The organism is Roseivivax sp. GX 12232 (assembly GCF_021272185.1).
GTDB lineage: Bacteria > Pseudomonadota > Alphaproteobacteria > Rhodobacterales > Rhodobacteraceae > Roseivivax.
On sequence record NZ_JAJSEC010000009.1, the window covers coordinates 168,031 to 191,690 of the forward strand.

At 69.3% G+C, this 23,660-nt stretch carries 16 protein-coding genes; 12 read left to right on the top strand and 4 right to left on the bottom strand.

Features of this window, described 5'->3' with window-relative positions:
• The first annotated feature begins 12 nt into the window (after positions 1–12).
• The 6 genes from LR948_RS15290 (at position 13) to hflX (ending at position 8,601) form a co-directional block, all read left to right on the top strand.
• A complete protein-coding gene (locus tag LR948_RS15290; protein ID WP_232754983.1) occupies positions 13–2,241 on the top strand; it encodes a PAS domain-containing sensor histidine kinase in 2,229 nt (742 codons plus the stop codon).
• 17 nt (positions 2,242–2,258) lie between these two features.
• Positions 2,259–3,692: a sigma-54 dependent transcriptional regulator gene (locus LR948_RS15295; protein WP_232754951.1), complete on the top strand. Its 1,434-nt coding sequence runs from the start codon at positions 2,259–2,261 to the stop codon at positions 3,690–3,692.
• Positions 3,693–4,058: 366 nt separating this feature from the next.
• Positions 4,059–5,435: a Trk system potassium transporter TrkA gene (trkA, locus tag LR948_RS15300; protein WP_232754952.1), complete on the top strand. Its 1,377-nt coding sequence runs from the start codon at positions 4,059–4,061 to the stop codon at positions 5,433–5,435.
• A 9-nt stretch (positions 5,436–5,444) separates the two neighbouring features.
• A complete protein-coding gene (locus LR948_RS15305; protein ID WP_232754953.1) occupies positions 5,445–6,959 on the top strand; it encodes a potassium transporter TrkG in 1,515 nt (504 codons plus the stop codon).
• Between the two features lie 128 nt (positions 6,960–7,087).
• Positions 7,088–7,330, top strand: coding sequence for an RNA chaperone Hfq (hfq, locus tag LR948_RS15310; protein ID WP_232754954.1), 243 nt, complete (start codon positions 7,088–7,090; stop codon positions 7,328–7,330).
• Complete coding sequence (hflX, locus tag LR948_RS15315) at positions 7,327–8,601, top strand: GTPase HflX (RefSeq protein WP_232754955.1); 1,275 nt, start codon at positions 7,327–7,329, stop codon at positions 8,599–8,601. Before hfq ends, hflX begins: the two co-directional genes overlap by 4 nt.
• Before the next feature lie 506 nt (positions 8,602–9,107).
• Here the strand turns inward: hflX and LR948_RS15320 are convergent.
• Positions 9,108–11,570 (bottom strand): penicillin acylase family protein, encoded by a 2,463-nt coding sequence (locus LR948_RS15320; RefSeq protein ID WP_232754956.1) that lies wholly within the window; start codon positions 11,568–11,570, stop codon positions 9,108–9,110.
• Between the two features lie 135 nt (positions 11,571–11,705).
• On the opposite strand from LR948_RS15320, the gene LR948_RS15325 reads away from it, so the two are divergent.
• Both LR948_RS15325 and LR948_RS15330 read left to right on the top strand, forming a co-directional pair.
• Complete coding sequence (locus tag LR948_RS15325; protein WP_232754957.1) at positions 11,706–12,578, top strand: NAD(P)-dependent oxidoreductase; 873 nt, start codon at positions 11,706–11,708, stop codon at positions 12,576–12,578.
• A gap of 455 nt (positions 12,579–13,033) precedes the next feature.
• Positions 13,034–15,919, top strand: a complete 2,886-nt coding sequence (locus LR948_RS15330) for a ribonuclease E/G (RefSeq protein ID WP_232754958.1) — start codon at positions 13,034–13,036, stop codon at positions 15,917–15,919.
• A 316-nt stretch (positions 15,920–16,235) separates the two neighbouring features.
• On the opposite strand, the gene LR948_RS15335 is transcribed toward LR948_RS15330, so the two are convergent.
• Positions 16,236–16,457, bottom strand: a complete 222-nt coding sequence (locus LR948_RS15335; RefSeq protein ID WP_232754959.1) for a sulfurtransferase TusA family protein — start codon at positions 16,455–16,457, stop codon at positions 16,236–16,238.
• A gap of 140 nt (positions 16,458–16,597) precedes the next feature.
• Between LR948_RS15335 and LR948_RS15340 the strand changes: the two genes are divergently transcribed.
• The 4 genes from LR948_RS15340 (at position 16,598) to LR948_RS15355 (ending at position 21,078) form a co-directional block, all read left to right on the top strand.
• Complete coding sequence (locus LR948_RS15340) at positions 16,598–17,353, top strand: cytochrome c biogenesis CcdA family protein (RefSeq protein WP_232754960.1); 756 nt, start codon at positions 16,598–16,600, stop codon at positions 17,351–17,353.
• A 142-nt stretch (positions 17,354–17,495) separates the two neighbouring features.
• Positions 17,496–18,725: a hypothetical protein gene (locus LR948_RS15345; protein ID WP_232754961.1), complete on the top strand. Its 1,230-nt coding sequence runs from the start codon at positions 17,496–17,498 to the stop codon at positions 18,723–18,725.
• Positions 18,722–20,092: a cytochrome P450 gene (locus LR948_RS15350; RefSeq protein WP_232754962.1), complete on the top strand. Its 1,371-nt coding sequence runs from the start codon at positions 18,722–18,724 to the stop codon at positions 20,090–20,092. The genes LR948_RS15345 and LR948_RS15350 overlap by 4 nt, the downstream gene beginning before the upstream one ends.
• Positions 20,093–20,175: 83 nt before the next feature.
• Positions 20,176–21,078, top strand: a complete 903-nt coding sequence (locus LR948_RS15355; RefSeq protein WP_232754963.1) for a fructose bisphosphate aldolase — start codon at positions 20,176–20,178, stop codon at positions 21,076–21,078.
• Positions 21,079–21,201: 123 nt separating this feature from the next.
• Here LR948_RS15355 and LR948_RS15360 read toward each other — a convergent pair whose 3' ends face one another.
• Complete coding sequence (locus tag LR948_RS15360) at positions 21,202–22,485, bottom strand: O-acetylhomoserine aminocarboxypropyltransferase/cysteine synthase family protein (protein WP_232754964.1); 1,284 nt, start codon at positions 22,483–22,485, stop codon at positions 21,202–21,204.
• Between the two features lie 72 nt (positions 22,486–22,557).
• Positions 22,558–23,562, bottom strand: coding sequence for a hypothetical protein (locus tag LR948_RS15365; protein ID WP_232754965.1), 1,005 nt, complete (start codon positions 23,560–23,562; stop codon positions 22,558–22,560).
• Positions 23,563–23,660: the final 98 nt, after the last annotated feature.

Consider the following 23,660-nt stretch of genomic DNA (forward strand, 5'->3'; position numbering starts at 1 on the left):
CAGCTAAGGCGGATGCGCCGCGTGCAGAACGCGGCAACCCTGGGCCTGGTTCTTCTGGGGCCCGTCCTCGCCGTTCTGACCTATCTTGTATTAGGCCCGATGCAGGGCGACGACACCGACCTGTCGCTGCGCCTCGTGCTCCTGGCCGATCTTGTCTACGTCCTCCTGCTGGCGGCGCTGGTCCTGAGCCGCGTCGCCGCGCTGATCGCCGCGCGGCGGGCGAAATCGGCGGGCTCGCGGCTGCACCTGCGGCTGACCGGGGTCTTCGCGCTCATGGCGCTTCTGCCGACGATCACCGTGGCGGTCTTTGCGGTGCTGACCATCAACATCGGCCTCGAGACCTGGTTCTCGACCCGGGTGCAGAACGTGGTGGGCGCCTCGCTCTCGGCGGCGGTCGCCTACGAGGAGGAGCACCGCGGCGACCTGATCGAGGACGCCGAGGCCCTGGCGCGCTTCCTCGACGCCAACCGCCGGGCGCAGGCCTTCATGGACGACGGCGAGCTGCGCCAGCTTCTGGGCGCGGGGCAGGCGCAGATCCAGCGCGGGCTGCGCGAGGCCTTCGTGATCGACGGCGAGGGCGAGATCCTGGCCCGCGGCGACCGCTCCTATCTTTTCGACTTCGAGGCCCCGCCGCCCGAGGCGCTGGTGGCGGCGCGGCGCGACGGGGTGGCGGTGATCGAGGACTGGAACAACAACGAGTTCCGCGCCCTGGTGCCGCTTGGCGCCTTCGTGGACCGTTTCCTCTATGTCAGCCGCGAGGTCGACGGCGGCATCCTCAACCTTCTGGACGACACCCAGGAGACCGCGCGCTTCTACCAGCAGCAGGAAAGCGAACGCGGCCGCCGGGTCTTCGACTTCGCGCTTCTCTACCTGGGTTTCGCGGTCCTTCTGATCCTCGCGGCGGTCTGGCTGGGGCTCTGGTTCGCCGAACGGCTGTCGCGGCCCGTGGGCCAGCTCACCGGCGCGGCGCAAAGGGTTGGGGCAGGGGACCTCGACGTGCAGGTGCGCGAGGACGAGGCCGACGACGAGATCGCCATGCTGGGGCGCTACTTCAACCAGATGACCCGGCAGCTCAAAGGCCAGCGCGAGCGGCTCCTGGAGAACACCCGCCAGATCGAGCGCCGCCAGCGGCTCTTCGACAGCGTGCTGACCAATGTGACCTCGGGGGTCGCGGGGCTCGATGCCGAGGGGCGCATGACCTTCGTGAACCGCTCCGCCGAGCGGCTGCTCGATGTGGGCGACGACAAGGCGCGCTACCCGATCCATGTCGCCGTGCCCGAGTTCGGCCCGCTCTTCGACCGGCTGATCGACAGCGGCTCCGAGGTGGTGCAGGAAGAGATCAAGGTCAGCCGCGACGGTCGGCTCGAGAACCTGCTGGTGCGGATGTCGACCCGGCGCCGCGACGACGGCAGCCTCGAGGGCTACGTGGTGGCCTTCGACGATGTGACCGACCTTGTCTCGGCGCAGCGCATGGCCGCCTGGGGCGATGTCGCCCGGCGCATCGCCCATGAGATCAAGAACCCGCTGACGCCGATCCAGCTGTCGGCCGAACGCATCCGGCGCAAGTTCTCGCGCGGGCTCGAGCCGCCCGAGGCCGAGCGGCTGGAGCAGATGACCGAGGTGATCATCCGCCAGACCGGCGACCTGCGCCGGATCGTCGACGAGTTTTCCAAGTTCGCCCGGATGCCCGAACCCGAGCGCCGGCCCGAGAACCTGACCGAGCTCTTGCGCGGCGCGGTGCTGCTGCAGGAGACCGGCCAGCCCGAGGTGCGCTTCGAGGCCGATCTGCCCGACATGCCGATCGAGGCCGAGCTTGACGCGACGATGATCTCGCAGGCGCTCACCAATCTGATCAAGAATGCCGGCGAGGCGATCGAGAGCCGCCGCGAGGCGGGCGCGCTGCCCGACGACGTGGCGCCCGAGATCCGCGTCGCCATGCGGCTCGGGCCCGAGGGCCGCGCCGAGATCACCATCGCCGACAACGGCATCGGCCTGCCCGAGGACCGCGCGCGGCTCTTCGAGCCCTACGTGACGACGCGTGACAAGGGCACCGGGCTGGGCCTGCCGATCGTCAAGAAGATCATCGAGGAGCATGGCGGCACGCTGGCCCTCGAGGATGCCGACCCCTTTGGCGGGGACGGGCACCGGGGCGCCATGGCGGTCATCCGCCTGCCGGCCTCCGAAGCGCCGGGGCAGGGGCCGAGCGAGGGCTCCGGCGAACGCGCGGAAGAAACGGTTTGAAGGAAGGGAATTGAACGATGGGCGACATTCTGATCGTGGACGACGAGCGGGACATCCGCGAGTTGATCGGGGACATCCTCGAGGACGAGGGCTTCAGCATCCGGCTGGCCGGCAATTCCAACGAGGCGATGAGCGAGATCAACGGCGAGCCGCCGGCGCTGATCATCCTCGATATCTGGCTGAAAGACAGCAAGATGGACGGGATCGACATCCTCAAGACCGTCAAGCGCGACAATCCCGACATTCCCGTGGTCATCATTTCGGGCCATGGCAATATCGAGATCGCCGTGGCCGCGATCAAGCAGGGCGCCTATGACTTCATCGAGAAGCCCTTCAACATCGACCAGCTGCTGGTGGTGATCCGCCGCGCCATGGAGACCGCACGGCTGCGCCGCGAGAACCAGAAGCTGAAGCGCCGCGAGACCGAGGTGGCCGAGATGATCGGCGACAGCCCGGCCTTCCGTAACCTGGTGAGCCAGCTCGACAAGGTGACGAAATCCAACGGCCGGGTGATGCTGACCGGCCCCGCGGGCTGCGGCAAGGAGGTCGCCGCGCGCTACATCCACGCCCGCTCGAACCGCGCGCAGGGGCCCTTCGTGACGGTCAACTGCGCGGGCGTCATGCCCGAGTCGATGGAAGAGGTGCTGTTCGGCCGCGAAACCCCCGACCGGGGTGTCGAGCCGGGCCTTCTCGAGCAGGCCCATGGCGGGATCGTCTATTTCGACGAGGTGGCCGACATGCCCTCGGGCACCCAGTCGAAGATCCTGCGCGTGCTGGTCGACCAGCAATTCACCCGCGTCGGCGGGCAGGACAAGGTGCGCGTCGACCTGCGGGTGATCTCTTCGACGAACCGCGACCTGGAGACCGAGATTTCCGCCGGCCGCTTCCGCGAGGAGCTGTATCACCGGCTGAACGTGGTGCCGATCCCGGTGCCCTCGCTCGAGGACCGGCGCGAGGACATCCCCGGGCTCGCCACGCATTTCATCGAGCTCTGCAACCGTGCCCAGGGCCTGCCGCGCCGGGCGCTGTCGGAAGATGCGGTGGCGCTTCTGCAGACGATGATCTGGCCGGGCAACGTGCGGCAGCTGAAGAACCTGATCGAACGGGTGCTGATCCTCGGCGACGGCACCGGCCCGATCGAGGCGGCTGAGCTGCCGCAGGAGGCCACCCCGGGCGCCGAGGGCGAGGGCCGGGTGGTGCTCTCGGGCACGCTGGCGACCATGCCGCTGCGGGAGGCCCGCGAGGCCTTTGAGCGGGAATACCTGCTGACCCAGATCAACCGCTTCGGCGGCAACATCTCGCGGACCGCGAACTTCGTCGGCATGGAGCGCTCGGCGCTGCACCGCAAGCTGAAGTCGCTGGGCGTGGTGACCTCGGCCAAGGGCGGCGCGCGCATCGCCCATGTCGACGAGGAGGACGAGGCCGAGACCCCCGCGCGGCAGACCGCCTGAGCGGGGCTTTCGGCGCGCGGCGGCGGGCCTTGGCCCGCCCGCGCCCGCGCGCGGAGCCCGCGCCCATTCGGCCCACTAGCCCCCGCGCACGGAGCCCGCGCCCATCCTGCGCGGACGGGTCTCGGCAAACTGCCCGCGCTCGATGCCTGCGCCCATGCAGACCACGCGCCCGCGACCACCAGACCACCCGCCCGGGGCCAAGCGCCCGCGGGCGTGGCGTGCGCCCATTCCGCCCACCCACGCCCCCCGCGTCCAAAGTCCCGGCAGCGCCACACCCCTGCCGCTGCGTCAGCCCCGGCGTGATTGACCGCGGGGGCGCCCCGTGTCAGACCCTCTCTTCAGTCGATCATCTTTTCGGGATGTCCCATGAAGGTCATCATCTGCGGGGCGGGCCAGGTCGGCTGGCAGATCGCCCGCCATCTCTCGGGCGAGCGCAACGACGTCACGGTCGTGGACAACAACCCCGACCTGGTGCGGCGCGCCACCGATACGCTGGATGTCCAGGGCATCGCGGGCTTCGCCTCCTACCCGGACGTGCTGGACCGCGCGGGCGCCCAGGACGCCGAGATGATCATCGCCGCGACCCATTCCGACGAGGTCAACATGGTCACCTGCCAGGTGGCCCACTCGATCTTCGCCATCCCGCGCAAGATCGCCCGGCTCCGGGCGCAAAGCTACCTCGACGCGATCTATTCCGACCTCTACCGCCGCGACCACCTGCCGATCGACGTGGTGATCAGCCCCGAGCGCGAGGTCGCCGACGCCGCCCTGCAACGGCTGGGCTCGCCCTCGGCCTTCGACACCGAGACCTTCCTCGACGGGCGCGCGCAGCTTCTGGGCCTGGCCATCGACGAGGATTGCGCGGTGGTGAACACGCCGCTGCGGCAGCTCTCGGACCTCTTCTCGACCCTGCGCGCGGTGGTCGTCGGCGTGCGCCGCGAGGGCACGCTTTTCGCCCCCGAACCCGAGGACCAGATCTTCATCGGCGACAGCGTCTACGTCATGGTCCACGAGGAAGACGCGATCCGCACGCTGGAGATCTTCGGCAAGCCGCACCGCAAGCAGGAGCGCGTCGTGCTGATCGGCGGCGGCAACGTCGGGCGCATGGTCGCCCGCAACCTCGAGGAGCGCGAGGAGCGCATCCGCGCCAAGATCATCGAGCGTCACCGCCCGACCGCCGAACGCGCCGCCGAGGAGCTGGAAAAGACCATCGTGCTGCACGGCGACGGGCTCGACACCGCGCTTCTGGCCGAGGCCAACATCGGCCGGGCCGATGCGGTCCTCTGCGTGACCGACGACGACAAGACCAACATGCTGGCCGCGGTCCGTGCCAAGGCGGCGGGCTGTCCCATGGCCATCGCGCTGATCAACGACCCGACGCTGACCGCGATGATGGAGCCGCTGGGGATCGACGCCTATATCAACCCGCGCGCCACCACGGTTTCCTCGATCCTGCGCCACATCCGCCACGGACGGGTGCGCGCGGTCTATTCCATCGGCGACGCCGAGGCCGAGGTGATCGAGGCCGAGGTCCTCTCGACCTCGCCGATCACCGGCCAGCGCATCCGCGACATCGACTTCCCCGAGGGCGTGCTGGTCGGCGCGCTGCGCAAGGGCGGCAAGGTGGTCAAGCTGACCGGCGCCACCCGCGTCGACGAGGGCGACCAGATCGTGATCTTCGCGCTCTCCAAGGATGTCGCCGCGGTCGAGACGCTGCTGCAAGTCTCCATCGACTTCTTCTGACCCGGTCCCATGGCGCGGCTCCTGTCCATCCCGCTGATGCTGCTCCTGGCCGGGGCCGGGGCGCTGGCCATGCTGGCCCCGGCGGTGCTGGCGCTGGCGCAGGAGGATTTCCACGACGCCCGTGCGTTTTTCTACGCGAGCCTCCTGTCGGGCATCTGCATCACGCTGGTGGCCCTGGCGCTGGCCGGGGGCAACCACAACCGCCGGGCGCTGCGTCAGCTCCTGGCGCTGCTGCTGGCCTTCATCGTCCTGCCGGCGATGCTGGCGGTGCCGTTCCACCAGGCGGTGCGCACCACGAGCTTCCTCAACGCCTACCTCGAGATGGTCTCCGCCATGACCACCACGGGGCTGACGCTATTCGCGCCCGAGCGGCTGTCGGATGCGGAACACCTCTGGCGGGCCGAGGTCGGCTGGCTCGGCGGGCTGTTGATGTGGATCGCCGCGGCGGCGATCCTGGCACCGCTGACGCTTGGCGGCTTCGAGGTCACCGCGGTGTCGGAGCCCGGCCAATCCGCGGCCCCGGGCGCCGCCCACCGCGACCAGGCCGACCCGCGGCTCCGCCTCGCACGGGTGGTGCACGCGCTGGTGCCGGTCTACGCGGGGCTGACGCTGGCGCTCTGGCTCGGGCTCATGGCGGCGGGCGAGACGCCCTTCGTGGCGCTCTGCCACGCCATGTCGACGCTGGCGACCTCGGCGATCTCGCCGGTGGGTGGGCTCGAGGGCTCGCAGGCGGGCCACGCGGGCGAGGCGTTGATCTTCCTCTTCCTGCTGTTCTCGCTCTCGCGGCTGACCTTCTCGAACGACACCTCCGCGGCGCGGCGGCAGGGGCTCTGGTATGACCCCGAGTTCCGCATGGGCATCCTGATCACCGGGGCGGTGCCGCTCATGCTGTTCCTGCGCCACTGGCTCGCTTCCTTCGACGTCGGCACCGAGGAGAACATGGCCCAGGCGCTGCGCGCCTTCTGGGGCGCGGCCTTCACCACGCTGTCCTTCCTGACCACCACCGGCTTCGAGAGCACCGACTGGGCCCGCACCCAGGGCTGGTCGGGGCTGAACACGCCGGGGCTGATCCTGATGGCGCTGGCGCTGGTCGGCGGCGGCGTGGCGACGACGGCGGGCGGGGTGAAGCTCCTGCGGGTCTTCATCCTGGTCCTGAACGGGCGGCGCGAGCTGGAGCGGCTGATCCACCCCAGCTCCGTCGGCCGCTCGGGCCTTCTGTCGCGGCGCACCCGGCGCGAGGGCGCCTTCATCGCCTGGGTCTTCTTCATGATCTTCGCGCTGACGCTCGCGGTCATGGTGCTGGCCTTCGCGGCCTTCGGCATCCGCTTCGAGGGCGCCTTCGTCCTGGCGCTCGCGGGGCTGACCAACACCGGGCCGATCGTGTCCCTGGCGACCGAAATGCCCATCGTGATCGCGCAATACGGCGACGGGGTGAAGGCGGTCCTGGCGGCGGCGATGATCCTCGGGCGGCTCGAAGTGCTGGCCATCATCGTGACCTTGACGCCCGATCTCTGGCGCGATTGAGGGCATAGGCCCACACCCGCGGGGTAAGATTCGGATTCGCTCTGGAAACTCGCAAAATCGCAGACCATACTCGGCCGAAATCAAGCGGCGGCCTGCGGCACGCTCTGACAAGAATAAAGGCTCGTTCAATGGCTTCGGATAAGCAGAATCTGCAAGACGCATTTCTTAATCACGTTCGCAAAACCAAGGTCCCGGTGACCGTTTTCCTGATCAACGGCGTAAAGCTGCAGGGGGTGATCACCTGGTTCGACAATTTCTGTGTCCTGCTGCGCCGGGACGGTCAATCGCAGCTCGTCTACAAGCACGCGATCTCGACCATAATGCCGGCCCAGCCGATCAACCTCTATGACGGGGACACCGGCGCGTCTTGACGACTGACGATACCCGCGACACCCGCGCCTGGGTGCTGCATCCCGACATCAAGACCGACCGCGACCGCCGCGACGCGGAGATCGCGCTTGCCGAGGCCGTGGCCCTGGCCGAAGCCCTGCCGGGGCTCGAGGTCGTGGGCCAGGAGGTCGTGCCGCTGCGCGATCCGCAGCCGGGCGAGCTGTTTGGCAAGGGCAAGATCGCCGAGATCGCCGAGCGCCTCGCCGAGGAAGAGATCGAGCTGGTGCTGATCGACGGCCCGGTGACGCCGGTGCAGCAGCGCAACCTCGAGAAGGCCTGGAAGGTCAAGCTGCTCGACCGGACCGGGTTGATCCTCGAGATCTTCTCGGACCGCGCGGCGACCCGCGAGGGCGTCTTGCAGGTCGAGATGGCGCATCTGTCTTACCAGCGCACGCGGCTGGTCCGCGCCTGGACCCACCTGGAACGCCAGCGCGGCGGGCTGGGCTTCGTCGGCGGCCCCGGCGAAACCCAGATCGAGGCCGACCGGCGCGCCATCGACGAACAGCTCGTGCGGCTGCGCCGGCAGCTCGACAAGGTGGTCAAGACCCGCACGCTGCACCGCGCAGCGCGGGCAAAGGTGCCCTATCCGATCGTGGCGCTGGTGGGCTACACCAACGCCGGCAAGTCGACGCTCTTCAACCGGCTCACCGGCGCCGAGGTCATGGCCAAGGACATGCTCTTCGCCACGCTCGACCCGACGATGCGCGGGGTGCGGCTCGACAATGGCATCGACGTGATCCTTTCCGACACGGTGGGCTTCATCTCGGATCTGCCGACCGAGCTGGTGGCGGCCTTCCGCGCCACGCTCGAAGAGGTGCTCGAGGCCGATCTGATCCTGCATGTGCGCGACATCAGCCACCCCAACTCCGAGGAGCAGGCGGCGGATGTGCGCGCGATCCTGGCCTCGCTCGGGGTGCGCGAGACGACGCCCGAGCTGGAGCTCTGGAACAAGACCGACCTTCTCGATCCCGAGGCGCAGGCGGGCTTCGCCGAACGCGCCGCGCGCGAGGAGGACATCCACACGGTCTCGGCCCTGACCGGCTCCGGTATGGGCCCGGTGCTGGAGGCGATTGCCGGCAAGCTCGAGGGCGACATGCGCACCGAGGAGCTGCGGCTGCCCTTCGCCGACGGCCGCAAGCGCGCCTGGCTCTTCGACAAGGGCCTGGTCGAGGGCGAGGTGCAGGACGAGGAGGGCTACCTGCTCACCGTGCGCTGGTCGGCGAAAGACGCGGCGCGCTTCGAGAAGGTGTGAGGGGCGCGGGGGCTTTGGCTAGGGCTTGAGGGCTAGGGCGCGGGAGGCTGTTAGCGGCGCTTGGGCCGGGGCTTTGGCCTGGGCGTTTGCGCGCGGGAGACTGCGGGAGACTGTAAGCGGCGCTAGTGACAGGGCTTGAGCGCTTGAGCGCGGGGCGCTGTTGGCGGCGCTGGAGCGCTGGAGCGCCGGTGCTGGCGGGGCTGTGAGGCCGGAGTTGGCGGGTAACGCCCTTCGGTGTGAAACCCGCGGTGCCGACATACCTGCGTAGGTGAGAGGGCGCGCGCCGGACCGGGGGCCGGCGCTGCTGCCCGCCGAGCGAGGCACTTTATCCCGGCAAGGTCAGGACGAGCGACGATCTCAGCGCGCCATTCCAAGGAGCGCCGGCCCATCGGGCCGGTCCGGCGCGCGCCCGGCACCTTCGGTGCTATTCGGGCGCAAGACAGCGCGCGCCCGGCACCTTCGGTGCTGTTCGGGCGCAAGAGGGCGCGCCCAGCAACACCCCCCCGTCACTCCACCGGCGTCATCTCCGTCACGCCCACGGCGGCGGCGCGGGCCAGCTCGGGGTCGAGCGACATCGGGATATACTCCCCGCGCCGCCAGAGCTGGCCCAGGTTGTCGTAATGCCGCGACAGGAAGTGCCCCGACTGGCCCGTCGAGATGATGAAGACCGAACTGTCGGGATCGGCGAAATCATAGACCCCGCGGTAGCCCGCGCCGTGCACGTTCATGAAGGGGTCCGGCAGGGTGCCCTTGGTCGCCCCGCGCTGCAGGGTGAAATCCCCGCCGCTGGTCGACTGGCGGATGTTGACGAAATACCGCAGCACCGGCACCTCGCCCAGCACCTGGTGCTCGTGCACCGCCTCATGCGCGGTGCCCCAGCGCAGCGAGGCGAGCGTGGTGCCATAGGTCTCCTCGAGCCAGACCAGCGCATCGTCGAGCGCCAGCCGCGCGATGTCGGTGCAGCTTTCCTCGGCGGCCGAGCGCTTGATGTCGCACCAGGCCGAGGCGCCGCCGACGTCGCGGAAGACCCGCTCGATGAAGAGCGGCTCGACGCGGGTATACTCCTCGGCCAAGGGCCCCAGGTCGTCGCGGATCAGCCGGTCCTGCAGGAAGCGCAGCCAGGCGGCGTAGATCAGGGGCTCGGGCAGATGCTCGTTCATCTCGCCGTTCCATTCCGCCAGCAGGTCCAGCGCCATGCGCCGGCGGCGCTCGGGTGTGCCCTCGGGCGCGGCCTCGCCGGTGAACCAGAGGTCCGCGCCGATCAGCGGCAGCAAGGTCCGGGCGGCCTCGGAGACGGTGTCGAGCTGGAACTCGATGAAGCTGTCGCGGGTGTGCACCTCGCGGCCCTGCATCAGCGCGCGCCAACGGCGCACCCGCTGGCTGTCACCCCATTCGAAGCTGACGTGGTTGGGGAAGGGCCGGTCGATGACCTTGTTGTTGGTGTTGCCGACGATGCCGCCCGCGGGGTCGGTGAACTCGGGGTTGCGGGCATAGGGCAGGCGGCCCTGCCAGCGGTTGGCCTCGATCCAGCCGGGGGCGGGCAGGCGGCCCTGGCTCTGGTGGTCGGCGTCGCGGCGCGGCATGGCGCCGACGAGCTTCATGGCGACACGCTCGGAATCGGCGACGGTCAGGTTCTGCGAGGGGGCGATGTAATCCTCGCCCGCCGCCAGCGCCTCGTCGATGGTGCCCGCGAACATCGTGTTCACCGCCGCGGTGATCGAAGTGTCCTGCGGCGACAGCGCCGTCCAGGAGAGCGACATGACATGCCCCGGCGGCGTGATCCCGCCGAGGTCGAACTGGGTGCCGGGCAGCACCGGGCCGTTCTCGGTCCAGCGCAGGGTCACGGTGACCGGGGCGGCGTCCTTGATCTCGATGATCGAACGCTTGGTGCGGAAGCGCTGCCAGCCGTCGACGCCCTGGTATTCCTCGGGGTTGTCGGGGTTCAGCTTCTCGAGGTGCAGGTCCTGGTCGTCGAGATAGGACGAGGTGATGCCCCAGCCCAGCCGCTCCGAGCGGCCCGCCATGATCGCGGGAATGCCGGGGATCGTGCCGCCGATCACCCCGCCGGTCGAAAGCTGCATCCGCGCGAGATACCAGATCGCCGGTGCCGAGAAGCCCAGGTGCGGGTCGTTGGCGAGAAGCGTCCCGCCCGAAGCCGAGCGCGAGACATCCGCCGCCCAGGCGTTGGAGGCCCCGGCGAGCCCGCGCGCGGGCACCGGCCAGAGCGCCCCTTTGGCGGCCTCGGATCGGGCATACTGCGGCGCGCCGGGGGCGAGGTTCGCGTAGTCCGGCAGCGCCGCCACGCCCGAGCCCGGGATGTCGGGCAGGATGTCGGCCAGCCGGTCGCCGTCCTCGAGCGCCAGCGAGGTCCGCGCGCGCAGCACCTCTTCGGACAGATGCCCCGAGAGCTGCAGCGCCATGATCTTCACGATGGCGATGGAATCCGCCGGCTGCCAGGGCGCGATCTGCGCCCCGAAGAGGAAGAACTCCGGCGCGCCGCGGCCCAAGCTCTCCTGGTTGATCTCGTCGATCCTTGCGTTGACGCCCGCGGCATAGGCGCTGAGCGCCTCGCTGGCGCGGGCATCCTGGGCCGAGACGCTCTGCCGGGCGAGCGTGTAGAGATCGAGCCGCCGCAGGAGCTTGTCGGTCTCCACCGTGCGGGCACCGAAAAGCTCCGAGAGCCGACCCTGCGCGGTCCGCCGCAGCAGCATCATCTGCCAGAGCCGGTCCTGGGCATGGGCATAGCCCAGCCCGAAGAAGGCGTCGGCATCGGCCTCGGCCATGATGTGGGGCACGTTGGAATTGTCGCGCACGATCTCGAGCGGGGCATTCAGACCGGCGACCTCGAGACGCTTGTCGTAGTCCGGCAGCGAGCGCGAGCCCAGGTAATAGACCACCGCCACGGCCAGCACCGACAAGAGGATGCCGAGGCTCACGAGCCTGACGAGCCAACGGAACAGAACGCGCATCGATCCTCCACGGGGCAGTCCTCGCGCCATTGGCGCGCCTGGCTTTCGGGACTAAACCCAATGACATGCATTGCCAAGTGTACCGGCCTGCGGTCACAAACGGACGTAACGACATCGAGATGAGGGAGTAGGATCATGGCCAATTGCGCATTTCTGGGACTGGGCGTCATGGGGTATCCGATGGCCGGGCACCTGCAGGCCAAGGGGCACGCGGTCACGGTCTACAACCGCACCGGCGCCAAGGCCGAGGCCTGGGCCAAGGAACACGGCGGCCAGGCCAAGAAGACCCCGCGCGAGGCGGCCCAGGGCCAGGACTTCGTGATGGCCTGCGTCGGCAATGACGACGACCTGCGCGCGGTTTGCCTGGGCGAGGAGGGCGCCTTCGCGGGCATGTCCGAAGGCGCGGTCTTCGTCGATCACACCACCGTCTCGGCCGAGGTCACCGCCGAGCTCTACGCCGCCGCCAAGGAACGCGGCGTAGCCTTCGTCGACGCGCCGATCTCGGGCGGCCAGGCGGGCGCCGAGAACGGCCAGCTCTCGATCATGTGCGGCGGCGACCAGGCGGCCTTCGACCGCGCGCTGCCGGTGATGGAGGTCTACGCCAAGCTCTGCCGCCGCATCGGTGAGAGCGGCGCCGGGCAGATGACCAAGATGTGCAACCAGATCGCCATCGCCGGGCTGGTGCAGGGGCTCTCCGAGGCGCTGCATTTCGCCGAGAAGTCGGGCCTCGACGGCCGCGCCGTGGTCGAGGTCATCAGCCAGGGCGCCGCGGGCTCCTGGCAGATGCAGAACCGCTACGAGACCATGCTCGAGGATCACTTCGAACATGGCTTCGCGGTCGACTGGATGCGCAAGGACCTGGGCATCTGCCTCAAGACCGGCGACGAGATCGGCGCCTCCCTGCCGGTCACCGCGCTTGTGGATCAATTCTACAAGGACGTGCAGAAGATGGGCGGCGGGCGCTGGGATACCTCCAGCCTTTTCAAGCGGTTGCGCAACGCGGGCTAGGGCCGTGCCAGGCCCGCGGGGCGCATGTGGAGCCGCGTTTTTCGGCATTGTGTTTTCCCGTCTTCCCAGCGTAAGGTGAGCGGACTGCCGGAACGCGTTCCGGCCCCGAATTCGCCGAGACGGGCAGGTGTCCGCGACGAAGGCCGCCGCAATTGCGCCTTCCGACCGCACCGCCCCGACGGACCGATGCGGCCTTCGGGCCACCCCACCTCGTCCGAGCCACACGCAGCGCCGGACTTTTCGTTGACGCGGTCGCCCTTGGCATCTGAAGTCGAGCGTGCTCCGCGTTGGAGACCGAATGCGATGACGCGCGCCACGATTGAGAGGCAGACGGGACCGGGCCGCCATGCGGCCGCCGCTGACCCTCATCTCCGCGTCTCGCCCAGCAAAGAAACACGAGGGTCTGCCTGCCCGCCCGGTCGGGCCGGCGGGCTGGCCCCGTGCAGACGGACACTATGGCAAAGAAGATGCTCATCGACGCCACCCACGCGGAGGAAACCCGCGTCGTGGTGGTCGACGGAAACAAGGTCGAGGAATTCGACTTCGAGTCTGAGAAGAAGCGGCAGCTCGCCGGCAATATCTATCTCGCAAAGGTAACCCGGGTCGAACCCTCGCTGCAGGCGGCCTTCGTCGACTACGGCGGCAACCGCCACGGCTTCCTGGCCTTCTCGGAAATCCATCCCGACTACTATCAGATCCCGGTCGCCGACCGTCAGGCCCTGATGGAAGAGGAAGAGGCCCAGGCTCGCGCCGAGGCCGAGGAAGAACAGAAGCCCAAGCGCCGATCGCGGTCGCGCTCGCGCCGCAAGACCGAGGCCGAAAGCGCCGAGACCGGCGACAAGGTGACCTCGACCGAGGCCGGCCCCGCCGGCATGGAGACCATCGACCTCGACGAGGACGAAGGCGAGGCCGGCGCCGAGGGCGAGGGCCTCTCGCCGATGGAGACCGTGGGCGAGACCCCGGTCGCCGATCCCTCCGAGGGCGAGGACGAGCCCGCCGGCAGCGGCGGCTCCGAGACCTCCGAGGACAGCGACGACGACGCCGACGAGGGCGCCCGCGCGGCCAAGGCCGACGACGACTCGATCGAATCCGTCGCCGATGACGACACCGAGGAAGACATCCGCCCGGCGCGCAAGTCGCGCACCCGGCGCTACAAGATCCAGGAAGTGATCAAGGTCCGCCAGATCCTCCTGGTGCAGGTCGTCAAGGAAGAGCGCGGCAACAAGGGCGCGGCGCTGACCACCTATCTGTCGCTGGCGGGCCGTTACTGCGTGCTCATGCCCAACACCGCGCGCGGCGGCGGCATCAGCCGCAAGATCACCAATGCCGCGGACCGCTCCAAGCTCAAGGAGATCGCGGGCCAGATCGACGTGCCGAAGGGCGCGGGGCTGATCATCCGCACCGCGGGCGCCAAGCGCACCAAGACCGAGATCAAGCGCGACTACGAATACCTGCAGCGCCTCTGGGAGCAGATCCGCGAGCTGACCCTGCAGTCCATCGCGCCGGCGAAGATCTACGAGGAAGGCGACCTGATCAAACGGTCGATCCGCGACCTCTACAACCGCGACATCGACGAGGTGCATGTCGAGGGCGACCGCGGCTACCGCATCGCCAAGGACTTCATGAAGATGATCATGCCGTCCCATGCCAAGAACGTGAAACACTACGTCGACCCGATGCCGCTCTTCGCGCGCTACCAGGTCGAGTCCTACCTGTCCTCGATGTTCAACCCGACGGTTCAGCTGAAGTCGGGCGGCTACATCGTGATCGGCGTGACCGAGGCGCTGGTGGCCATCGACGTGAACTCCGGCCGGGCCACCAAGGAAGGCTCGATCGAGGAGACCGCGCTCAAGACCAACCTCGAGGCCGCCGAGGAGGTGGCCCGCCAGCTGCGTCTGCGCGACCTCGCGGGGCTGATCGTGATCGACTTCATCGACATGGACGAGCGCAAGAACAACGCCGCCGTGGAGAAGAAGCTCAAGGAGAAGCTCAAGACCGACCGCGCCCGCATCCAGGTGGGCCGGATCTCGGGCTTCGGCCTTCTGGAGATGTCGCGCCAGCGTCTGCGCCCCGGCATGATCGAAGCGACGACCCAGCCGTGCCCGGCCTGCCACGGCACCGGGCTGATCCGCTCGGACGACAACATGGCGCTGCAGATCCTGCGCCAGATCGAGGAAGAGGGCACCCGCCGCCGCTCGCGCGAGGTGCTGGTGAAATGCCCCGTGGGCATCGCCAACTTCCTGATGAACCAGAAGCGCGAGCATATCGCCGGGATCGAGCTGCGCTACGGCATGGCCGTGCAGATCGAGGGCGACCCCTCGCTGGTCTCGCCGGATTTCTCGCTCGAGAAGTTCAAGACCGCCTCGCGCGCGGTGCCCGAGGCGACGAGCCCCGTGGTCTCGGCGGATAACGCCATCATGGCCGCGATCGACGCCGATGCCGATGCCGCCGCCGAGGCCGAGGCCGAGGCGGAAGCCGCCGCCGCGCCGGATCCCGCCGAGGCGCCCCCGGCGCCGGGCGCCTCCGAGGAAGGCGAGGGCGACCAGAAGCCCAAGAAGAAGCGCCGCCGCCGCCGCCGGTCGAAGAAGTCCGGCAAGGGCGAGGGCAACGGCGATCAGAACGGCAACGGTGAGCAGAACGGCAACGGCAACGGCGATGACGCCGCGGCGGAGACGCCCGCCGAGGGTGCCGAGGCCGAGGGCACGCCCGCTCCGGCCGAGGCCGAGACGGCCCCCGCATCCTCCGAGGTGACCGAAGGCGGCGAGACGCCCGCCCCGGCAGCCGAAGAGGAGACGCCGAAGAAGAAGCCCGCGCGCAGCCGAAGCTCGCGTTCGCGCAAGAAGCCCGAGCCTGCCGAGACCGCCGAGACCCCGGCTGCCGAGGGCGAGGGTGAGGCCGCGGATGCCGCGCCGGCCGAGGGTGAGGGTGAGCCCGCGCCGAAGCCCAAGCGCAGCACCCGCTCGCGGTCGCGCAAGAAGCCGACCCCGGAGCTGGCCGAGGAAGCCTCGGAAGAGGCGGCGGAGGCCCAGCCCTCCGAGGAACCCGCGGAGGCCCCGGTCGATCAGAAGATCGAGGAGACCCCGGCGGCCCCTGAGCCCGAGGCGACCGAGACCGGCACCGAGACCGCGGCGGATCCCGCCACCGAGGTGACGCCCGAGGTCGCGGCGGAGCCCGCGCCCGAGCCCGAGGTGGCGGTGACGCCCGAGCCGGAAGCCCCAGTGGCCGAGCCCGCGCCGGAACCCGAGGCCGAGCGTCCGCTCGAGCCCGCCGAGACCGGCAGCAGTGCCGAGGACGACAAGCCGAAGCCCAAGCGGCGCGGCTGGTGGAACCTCGGTCGGTAATCTCTCCGACGGCAAAGTAAATAAGGCGGCGGGTGTCGAAGTGACATCCGCCGCTTTTCTTTTGTGGGTTGGCAGGCGTTGAGTGCAGGCGATTGCGCGCCGATAAGTGCGTCGCGCTGACGGCTGTTAGATTTTCTTAGAAAAGGCGGATTGTGCACGTGATGCGCTCGCGGGTTCTTCGACCTGCGACCTGCGCGGACGAAAGGCGCACTCCATTGCTCGGCAAAAGAAGTCTCGGGAATAGGAGGCGAAAAACCCGCTGACCTAGAGCCGTCAGCGCCTCAGGCTCCCCGCCACGGCACGGCAGCCGCCACCCTCACCGCTTCTCGATCACCCAGTGCATCACCGCGCCGTCTTCCCGGCGCTCGACCAGCGCGTGGCCGCTCTCGGTGCAGTAATGCGGCATGTCCACCACCGCCGCCGGGTCGTCGGTCATCACGTGGATGCGCGCCCCGGCCTCCAGCGCGGACAGGCGCTTGCGGGTCTTCAGGACGGGCAGGGGGCACAAGAGGCCCCGGGCATCGAGCTCGTGATCCATATCCGCTGCCTAATCGGAGGCCCAGGCGCTGTCCAGCGCCCGCCGCCGCGCCGGGCTGCGCCAGATTGTTTCACCATCGCCACGCGCATGTGAGAGCCCCGCTGGGTGACGGTGCCCGCGCGATGGCTTAGGCAGGGGGCATGTTCGGAATCGAGATCATCGACGCGGGCCTGATGCCGGCCATGTTCGTGGCGCTCCTGGCGGGCGGGCTGTCCTTCCTCAGCCCCTGCGTCCTGCCCATCGTGCCGCCCTACCTGGCCTTCATGTCGGGCGTCAGCATCTCCGAGATGCAGGAGGGCGCGGGCGCGGCCCGGCGCAAGGCGGGCCTCGCGGCGCTGTTCTTCGTGCTGGGGCTCTCGACGGTCTTCATCCTTCTGGGCTTCACCGCCTCCTGGCTCGGCACGCTGTTCCTGCAGAACCAGGTGCTTCTGGCGCGGATCTCGGGCGTGGTGGTGATCGTCTTCGGGCTGCACTTCCTGGGCGTCTTCCGCATTCCCTTCCTCGACCGCGAGGCGCGCTTCGAGGTCGGGGAGCGCGGCGGCTCGGCCTTCGGGGCCTATATCCTCGGGCTCGCCTTCGCCTTCGGCTGGACCCCCTGCATCGGCCCGCAACTGGGCGCGATCCTGTCGCTGGCGGCCTCCGAGGCCGATGCGAGCCGGGGCGCGGCGCTTCTCGGCGTCTACGCGGCGGGCCTGGGCATTCCCTTCCTCTTGGCCGCGCTTTTCCTGACCCGCGCGATGGGGCTGATGAACCGGATGAAGCGGCACATGACGCTGATCGAGCGGATCATGGGCGGGCTCTTGGTGGCCGTGGGCCTGGCGCTGGTGACCGGGGCTTTCACCGCCTTCTCCTTCTGGCTGCTCGAGACCTTCCCGGCGCTGGCCCTGCTGGGCTGAGGCCGCGCGCGCCCACCACTCCGCCACACCCCCGGACAGCACGGGGACAATCGCGCCACAGGCGCCGGAACTGTCCCGAAATTCGCCTTAAACCTGCCGGAAAGCCGGGCTAGCCTCCCCCTTGGGCGAGAGGAGTGGAGCCATGGCTTTGACCGGACAGGAGGTGCGCCGCCGGCGGGTGTTCTATATCCCCGGCTACGACCCGATCCATCCGCGCCGCTACCGCGAGCTCTACCGCAAGGAGGGCGCGGCCCAGGCGGCGATCTCGGGCTACGGGATCACGCTGCGGCCCAAGACCACGGACGGCCCCTACGGCTGGCATGTCGACAGCGATTTCGACGGCGAGGTCACCGGCACCGATATCGAGTTGCTGGTCTGGTCCGACATCGTGCGCGGCAGCATGTCCGACTCGATCCCCGCGACCTATCTGAACCTGGTCCGCACCGCCTGGGCCTATATCGGCTCGGGCGCGCTTTGGCGGCTGATGCGGCTGCGCAAGGGGCCGGTGATCGCGGCGCTCTATCCGATCGGGATGCTGCTCCTGCAGGCGCTGATCGCGGTGCTGGCGGGCTGGGGCATCCTGCGCGGCGCGCAGATGCTGCTGCCGGGGCCCGGGCTTCTGGCGACGCTGATCGGCGCGCTCGCCGGGCTGGCGCTCGCCGTGGCGCTGTTGCGCTGGTTCAAGCGCCAGGACGGCAAGTTCTTCGCCTATTACCTGATGCATGATTATTCCTATTCGGCCCGCCACCGCGGTGCCACGCCGCCCGACCTCGAGGCGCGGCTGGCGGAGTTCGGCGAGGCCATCGCCGGGGCGCTCGACAGCCATGCCGACGAGGTGCTGGTGGTCGGCCATTCCTCGGGTGCGCATCTCGGCGTCTCGGTCCTGGCGGACCTCATCCGCGCAGGGCGCGTGCCCAAGGATGGCCCGCGCCTGGCCTTCCTGTCGCTGGGGCAGGTGGTGCCCATGGTCTCCTTCCTGCCGGACGCGCACCGGCTGCGCGCCGATCTGCACTACCTGGCCGCCCGGGACGAGCTGACCTGGGTCGATGTGACCGCGCCGGGCGACGGCTGCGCCTTTGCGCTCTGCGATCCGGTCTCGGTCTCGGGCGTGGCGCCCGAGGGCAAGCGCTGGCCCCTGGTCTTCTCGGCACAGTTCACCCGCTCGCTCAGCGCCGAGCGCTGGCGCGCCCTGCGCTGGCGCTTCTTCCGGCTGCATTTCCAGTATCTCTGCGCCTTCGACCGGCCGCTAGATTACGACTACTTCAAGATCACCGCCGGGCCGGTGAGCCTGGCCAGCCGCTACGCCGACCGGCCGCCCTCGATGAGCCGGATCGACGCGGCGGTGTCGAAATACACCTCCATGGCGGCATGAGGCCGCCGAAGCCGCCCTCGCGCCCGGCGCGCGTCTCGCTCTGGCGTTACGCCAAGCTCTTTCGCGCCGACATCCTCTCGGCCCAGCCGGCGCGGCTCTACCGCGCCTGGATGGCCGAGTTCCGCACGCCGTTCTTCCGCTCCTACCTGTTGAACCAGCCCGAGCTGGTGAAGCTGGTCCTGAAGGACCGCCCGCGCGACTTCCCGAAGTCCGACCGCATCGGCGCGGGGCTGCGCCCGCTCCTGGGCGAGAGCGTCTTCCTGACCAATGGCGCCACCTGGGAGCGGCAGCGGCGGATCATCGACCCGGCCTTCGAGGGCGGGCGGCTGCGCGACACCTGGGCGCCGATGTGGGCGGCGGGGCAGGCCATGCTGAAGCGGCTCGAGGCGCGCAGCGGCGCGCCGCTCGAGATCGAGGCCGAGACCAGCCATGCCGCCGCCGACGTGATCTTCCGCACGCTTTTCTCGATCCCGATCGAGGATGAGACCGCCCAGGCGGTCTTTACGGAGTTCCGCGCCTACCAGCGCAGCCAGCCGATCCTGAACCTCGCCGCCTTCCTGCCGCGGCTCGGCTTCCTGCCGCGTTTCTTCCGGCGCGACACCAAGGCCGCGGCGCGGCGCATCCGGGCGCTGATCACCGGGCTCTGCGAGGCGCGCCAGGCCGAGATCGAGGCGGGCACCGCGCCGGACGACCTCGCGACCAAGATCATGACCACCCGCGACCCCGAGACCGGGGAGACCTTCACCCCCGCCGAGATGGTCGACCAGGTGGCGATCTTCTTCCTGGCCGGGCACGAGACCTCAGCCTCGGCCCTGGCCTGGGCGCTCTACCTGCTGGCCACCCATCCCGACTGGCAGGCGCGGCTCGCCGAGGAGGCCCAGGCGCTGACCGGGGATTTTGCTGATGTCTCGCGCCTGAAGGTCAGCCGCGACGTCTTCCGCGAGACGCTGCGCCTCTACCCGCCGGTGCCGATGATGGTGCGCGAGGCGAGCTGCCCGGAGCGCTTCCGCGACCGCGAGATCGCCAAGGGCGCGCAGCTCGTCCTCAGCCCCTGGCACCTGCACCGCCACGAGCGGCTCTGGGAGGCGCCGGACGACTTCGACCCGGCCCGCTGGGGCACAGAGAACGGCAAGGCCTGCGCGCGCGAGGCCTATATTCCCTTCTCCGCCGGGGCCCGCGTCTGCACCGGGGCGGGCTTTGCCATGGTCGAGGGGCCGCTCCTGCTGTCGCTGATCGCGCGGGACTTCGAGATCACCCCGGTCGCCGGCCGCCTGCCCGAGCCGGTGGCGCATCTGACCGTGCGTGCCCGCGACGGCATCCACCTGCGGCTGACGCCACGGGACACCCCAGCGCGCCCCCAGTTTTAGCGCTAACCTCCTGGGCGCGCATCTATCTTCCCGGCCGGCTTCCGGCTATCACCAGATAAATTCCGAAAGATGCGAGGATGCGGATGGCACGGAACGACAGCACCTTCCAGGAACAGAAGACCCGCATGGGCGAGGGCGCCGGCTTCATCGCCGCGCTCGACCAGTCGGGCGGTTCGACCCCCAAGGCGCTGCGCCTCTACGGCGTCGAGGAAAGCGCCTATGACGGCGAGGACGAGATGTTCGCCGAGATCCACGCCATGCGCGCCCGGATCATCACCGCGCCCGAGTTCACCGGCGACAAGATCCTGGGCGCCATCCTCTTCGAGAAGACCATGCGCGGCGAGGTCGAGGACCGGCCCACTTCGGAGGCGCTCTGGAACGCGCGCGGCGTGGTGCCCTTCCTGAAGATCGACAAGGGCCTCGAGGACGAAGCCGAGGGCGTGCAGCTGATGAAGCCCATGCCGGGGCTCGACGACCTCCTGAAGGAGGCGCGCGGCTACGGCATCTTCGGGACCAAGGAGCGCTCGGTCATCAAGCACGCCGACGCCGGCGGCATCGCCAAGATCGTGACCCAGCAGTTCGAGATCGGCCGCCAGGTCATGGCGGCGGGGCTGGTGCCGATCCTCGAGCCCGAGGTCGACATCCATTCCGAGACCAAGGCCGAGGCCGAGGCCATGCTGCGCGACGAGATCCTCTCGGGGCTCTCCGAGCTGTCCGAGGACCAGGACGTCATGCTGAAGCTGACGATCCCGACCGAGCCCGGCTTCTACGACGCGCTGGCCGATCATCCCCGGGTGCTGCGCGTGGTTGCGCTTTCGGGCGGCTATTCGACCGACGAGGCCTGCGAGCGGCTCTCGAAGAACCCCAAGATGATCGCGAGCTTCAGCCGGGCGCTGACCGAGGGGCTGTCGAAGGACCAGTCGGACCTCGAGTTCCGCCGCGCGCTGGGATCGAACATCGACAAGATCTACGCCGCCTCCTCCTGATCGCCCCGATCCGGCGGAGCGCGCGGGCCCTTCGGCCCCCCGCGCGCAGGACATGAAACGGGCGGCCCCGCGGGGCCGCCCGTTTCGGTTTTGGAGATGCCGCGCCCCGGGCGGGCGCCGCGCTTAGCCCGTGGCCTTGGCCAGCGCCTGGTCGAGGTCGCGGATCAGGTCCTCGGCGTCCTCGATCCCGATCGAGATCCGAACCACGTCCGGCGCGGCGCCCGCGGCCTTCTGCTGCTCTTCGGTGAGCTGGCGGTGGGTGGTCGAGGCGGAATGGATCACCAGGCTGCGGGTGTCGCCGAGGTTGGCGACATGGCTGAAGAGCTCGAGGCTGTCGACGAGCTTCACGCAGGCCTCGTAGCCGCCCTTCAGCGTCACCGTGAAGAGCCCGCCCGCGCCCTTGGGGCAGATCTGCGCCACCCGGTCGTGGTAGGGCGAGGAGGGCAGGCCGGCGTAGGTCACGGCCTTTACCGCATCGTGGCCCTCGAGCCAGGAGGCCACGCGCTCGGCGTTCTCCACGTGTTTCTTCATCCGCAACGACAGCGTCTCGATGCCCAGGAGCGTGTAATGCGCCGCCTGCGGGTTCAGCGTCATGCCGAGGTCGCGCAGCCCCACGGCAATGCCGTGGAAGGTGAAGGCCAGGGGCCCGAAGGTCTCGTGGAACTTCAGCCCGTGATAGGCGGGCTCGGGCTCGCTGAGCGAGGGGAACTTGCCCGAGGCCGACCAGTCGAACTTGCCTGAATCGACCACGCAGCCGCCGGTGACCGTGCCGTTGCCGGTCAGGAACTTGGTCATGGAATGCACGACCAGCGTGGCGCCATGCTCGATCGGGCGGCAGAGGTAGGGGGTGGCCGAGGTGTTGTCGACGATCAGCGGCAGGCCCGCCTTGTCGGCCACTTTCGCGGCGGCATCGAGGTCGGTGATATAACCGCCCGGGTTGGCGATCGATTCGCAGAAGATCGCGCGGGTGTCCTCGTCGATGGCCGCCTCGACCGCCGCCATGTCGTCGAAATCGACGAAGGTCGCCGACCAGCCGAAGCGCCGGATGGTCTGGCTGAACTGGGTGACCGAGCCGCCGTAGAGCCGGGTCGAGACCACCACGTTCTTGCCCGGCCCCATGAGCGGGAAGAGCGCCATGATCTGCGCCGCATGGCCCGAGGAGCAGCAGACCGCCCCGGCGCCGCCCTCGAGGGTGGCCATCTTCTCCTGCAGGACGGCGACCGTGGGATTGGTCAGCCGCGAGTAGATGAAGCCCACCTCCTGCAGGTTGAAGAGCGCCGCCGCGTGGTCGGCGTCGCGGAAGACATAAGCCGTGGTCTGGTAGATCGGCGTCTGCCGCGCGCCGGTGGCCGGGTCGGGCCGGGCGCCGGCGTGGATCAATAAGGTGTCGAACCCGTAATCGCTCATGGAAATCCCTCCTCGTCTGGGTTGGCCCCGACGCTAGGGGAACTGCCCGGAACAGGGAAGGTGCTTTGGGCCCTAGCGCATCCAGAAGCCGTGCTTCTTGATGCGGTTGCGGATCGCCTGTTCCTTGCGCGGCAGGTCGTCCCGGTCGAAGAGCGCGCGCACCTTGGCACCGCGGCCCTGGTAGACCATGCGCTTGATCGGCTCGGAGCCCTTGAGCACCTTCTTCACCTTGTTGGGCGCGGTGATCTCTTCCAGCGTCTCGACCACGCGGTCGGGCTCGCGGGCGTAAAGGAGCGGCAGGAGCCGGTAGTGGCAGGTGGTCTCGCCGTCGAGCCAGCCGGGCTCCAGCGTGTCGCGCCCGCCGCCGAGCCCGTGGATCACCAGGGGCAGCGCCACCTGGTCGAGCCAGGGATCGAGGCTCTGGCAGACCAGTTCCGCCGGCGGGTCGTCGCGGATCGACAGCGCGGTCTCGAGGAAGCGTTCGGCGAAGGGCCGGGCGGCGGCGTAGTAGAAGAAGCCCGCGTTGAAATAGAGGTAGCGCCGCCAGTGCTCGTCCGGTTGGTCCCTGTCGAGCGAGCTGTCGAAGTCGAGCCCGAAGCGGTCGTAGAGGCTTTTCCAGGTGGCGGTATAGCCCGGCCCGTAAAGCTCGATCACCGGCCAGGTGCCCTCGCGCCGGAGCGAGGCCGAGGGCCGGGCGAAATCGAAGGGCACCCGCGCAAGATCGCCGGTCACCAGCGTGTCGGTGTCGAAGAAGACGAAGGGCTCGTCCGGGGGCAGGGCGAAAAGCGCCTCGATCTTGTTGCCATAGGGGTAATCGGCGCCGAAGTGGCGGCTCTCGAAGGGCAGGAAGGTCGCGCCCTGGGCCTCGAGCAGCTCGCGCAGCGCGGGCTCCTTGATGCGCGGATCATCGGGCCAGAGCGGGCCCGGCTGCGGCTCGGCCACGAAGAGCCGGAAGCGCCTGCCGGTGGTGCGGGCGTTGAGCGAGAGCGCAAAGAGCGCGGCCTCGTAGCCGAGCCGGCCCTCCTGGCCCACGATGAGAAGATTGACCCGCTCCGGGTCGCCGCCTGTTCCGGCCATCCTGCCGCTGTCCCTGCCGCCTGTTCTTGGTGCGAGCCTAGACGAGAGCGGTGAGCGAGGGGAAGGGCTGGCGGGGTGTCTGGGAGGTGTGTCGGTTT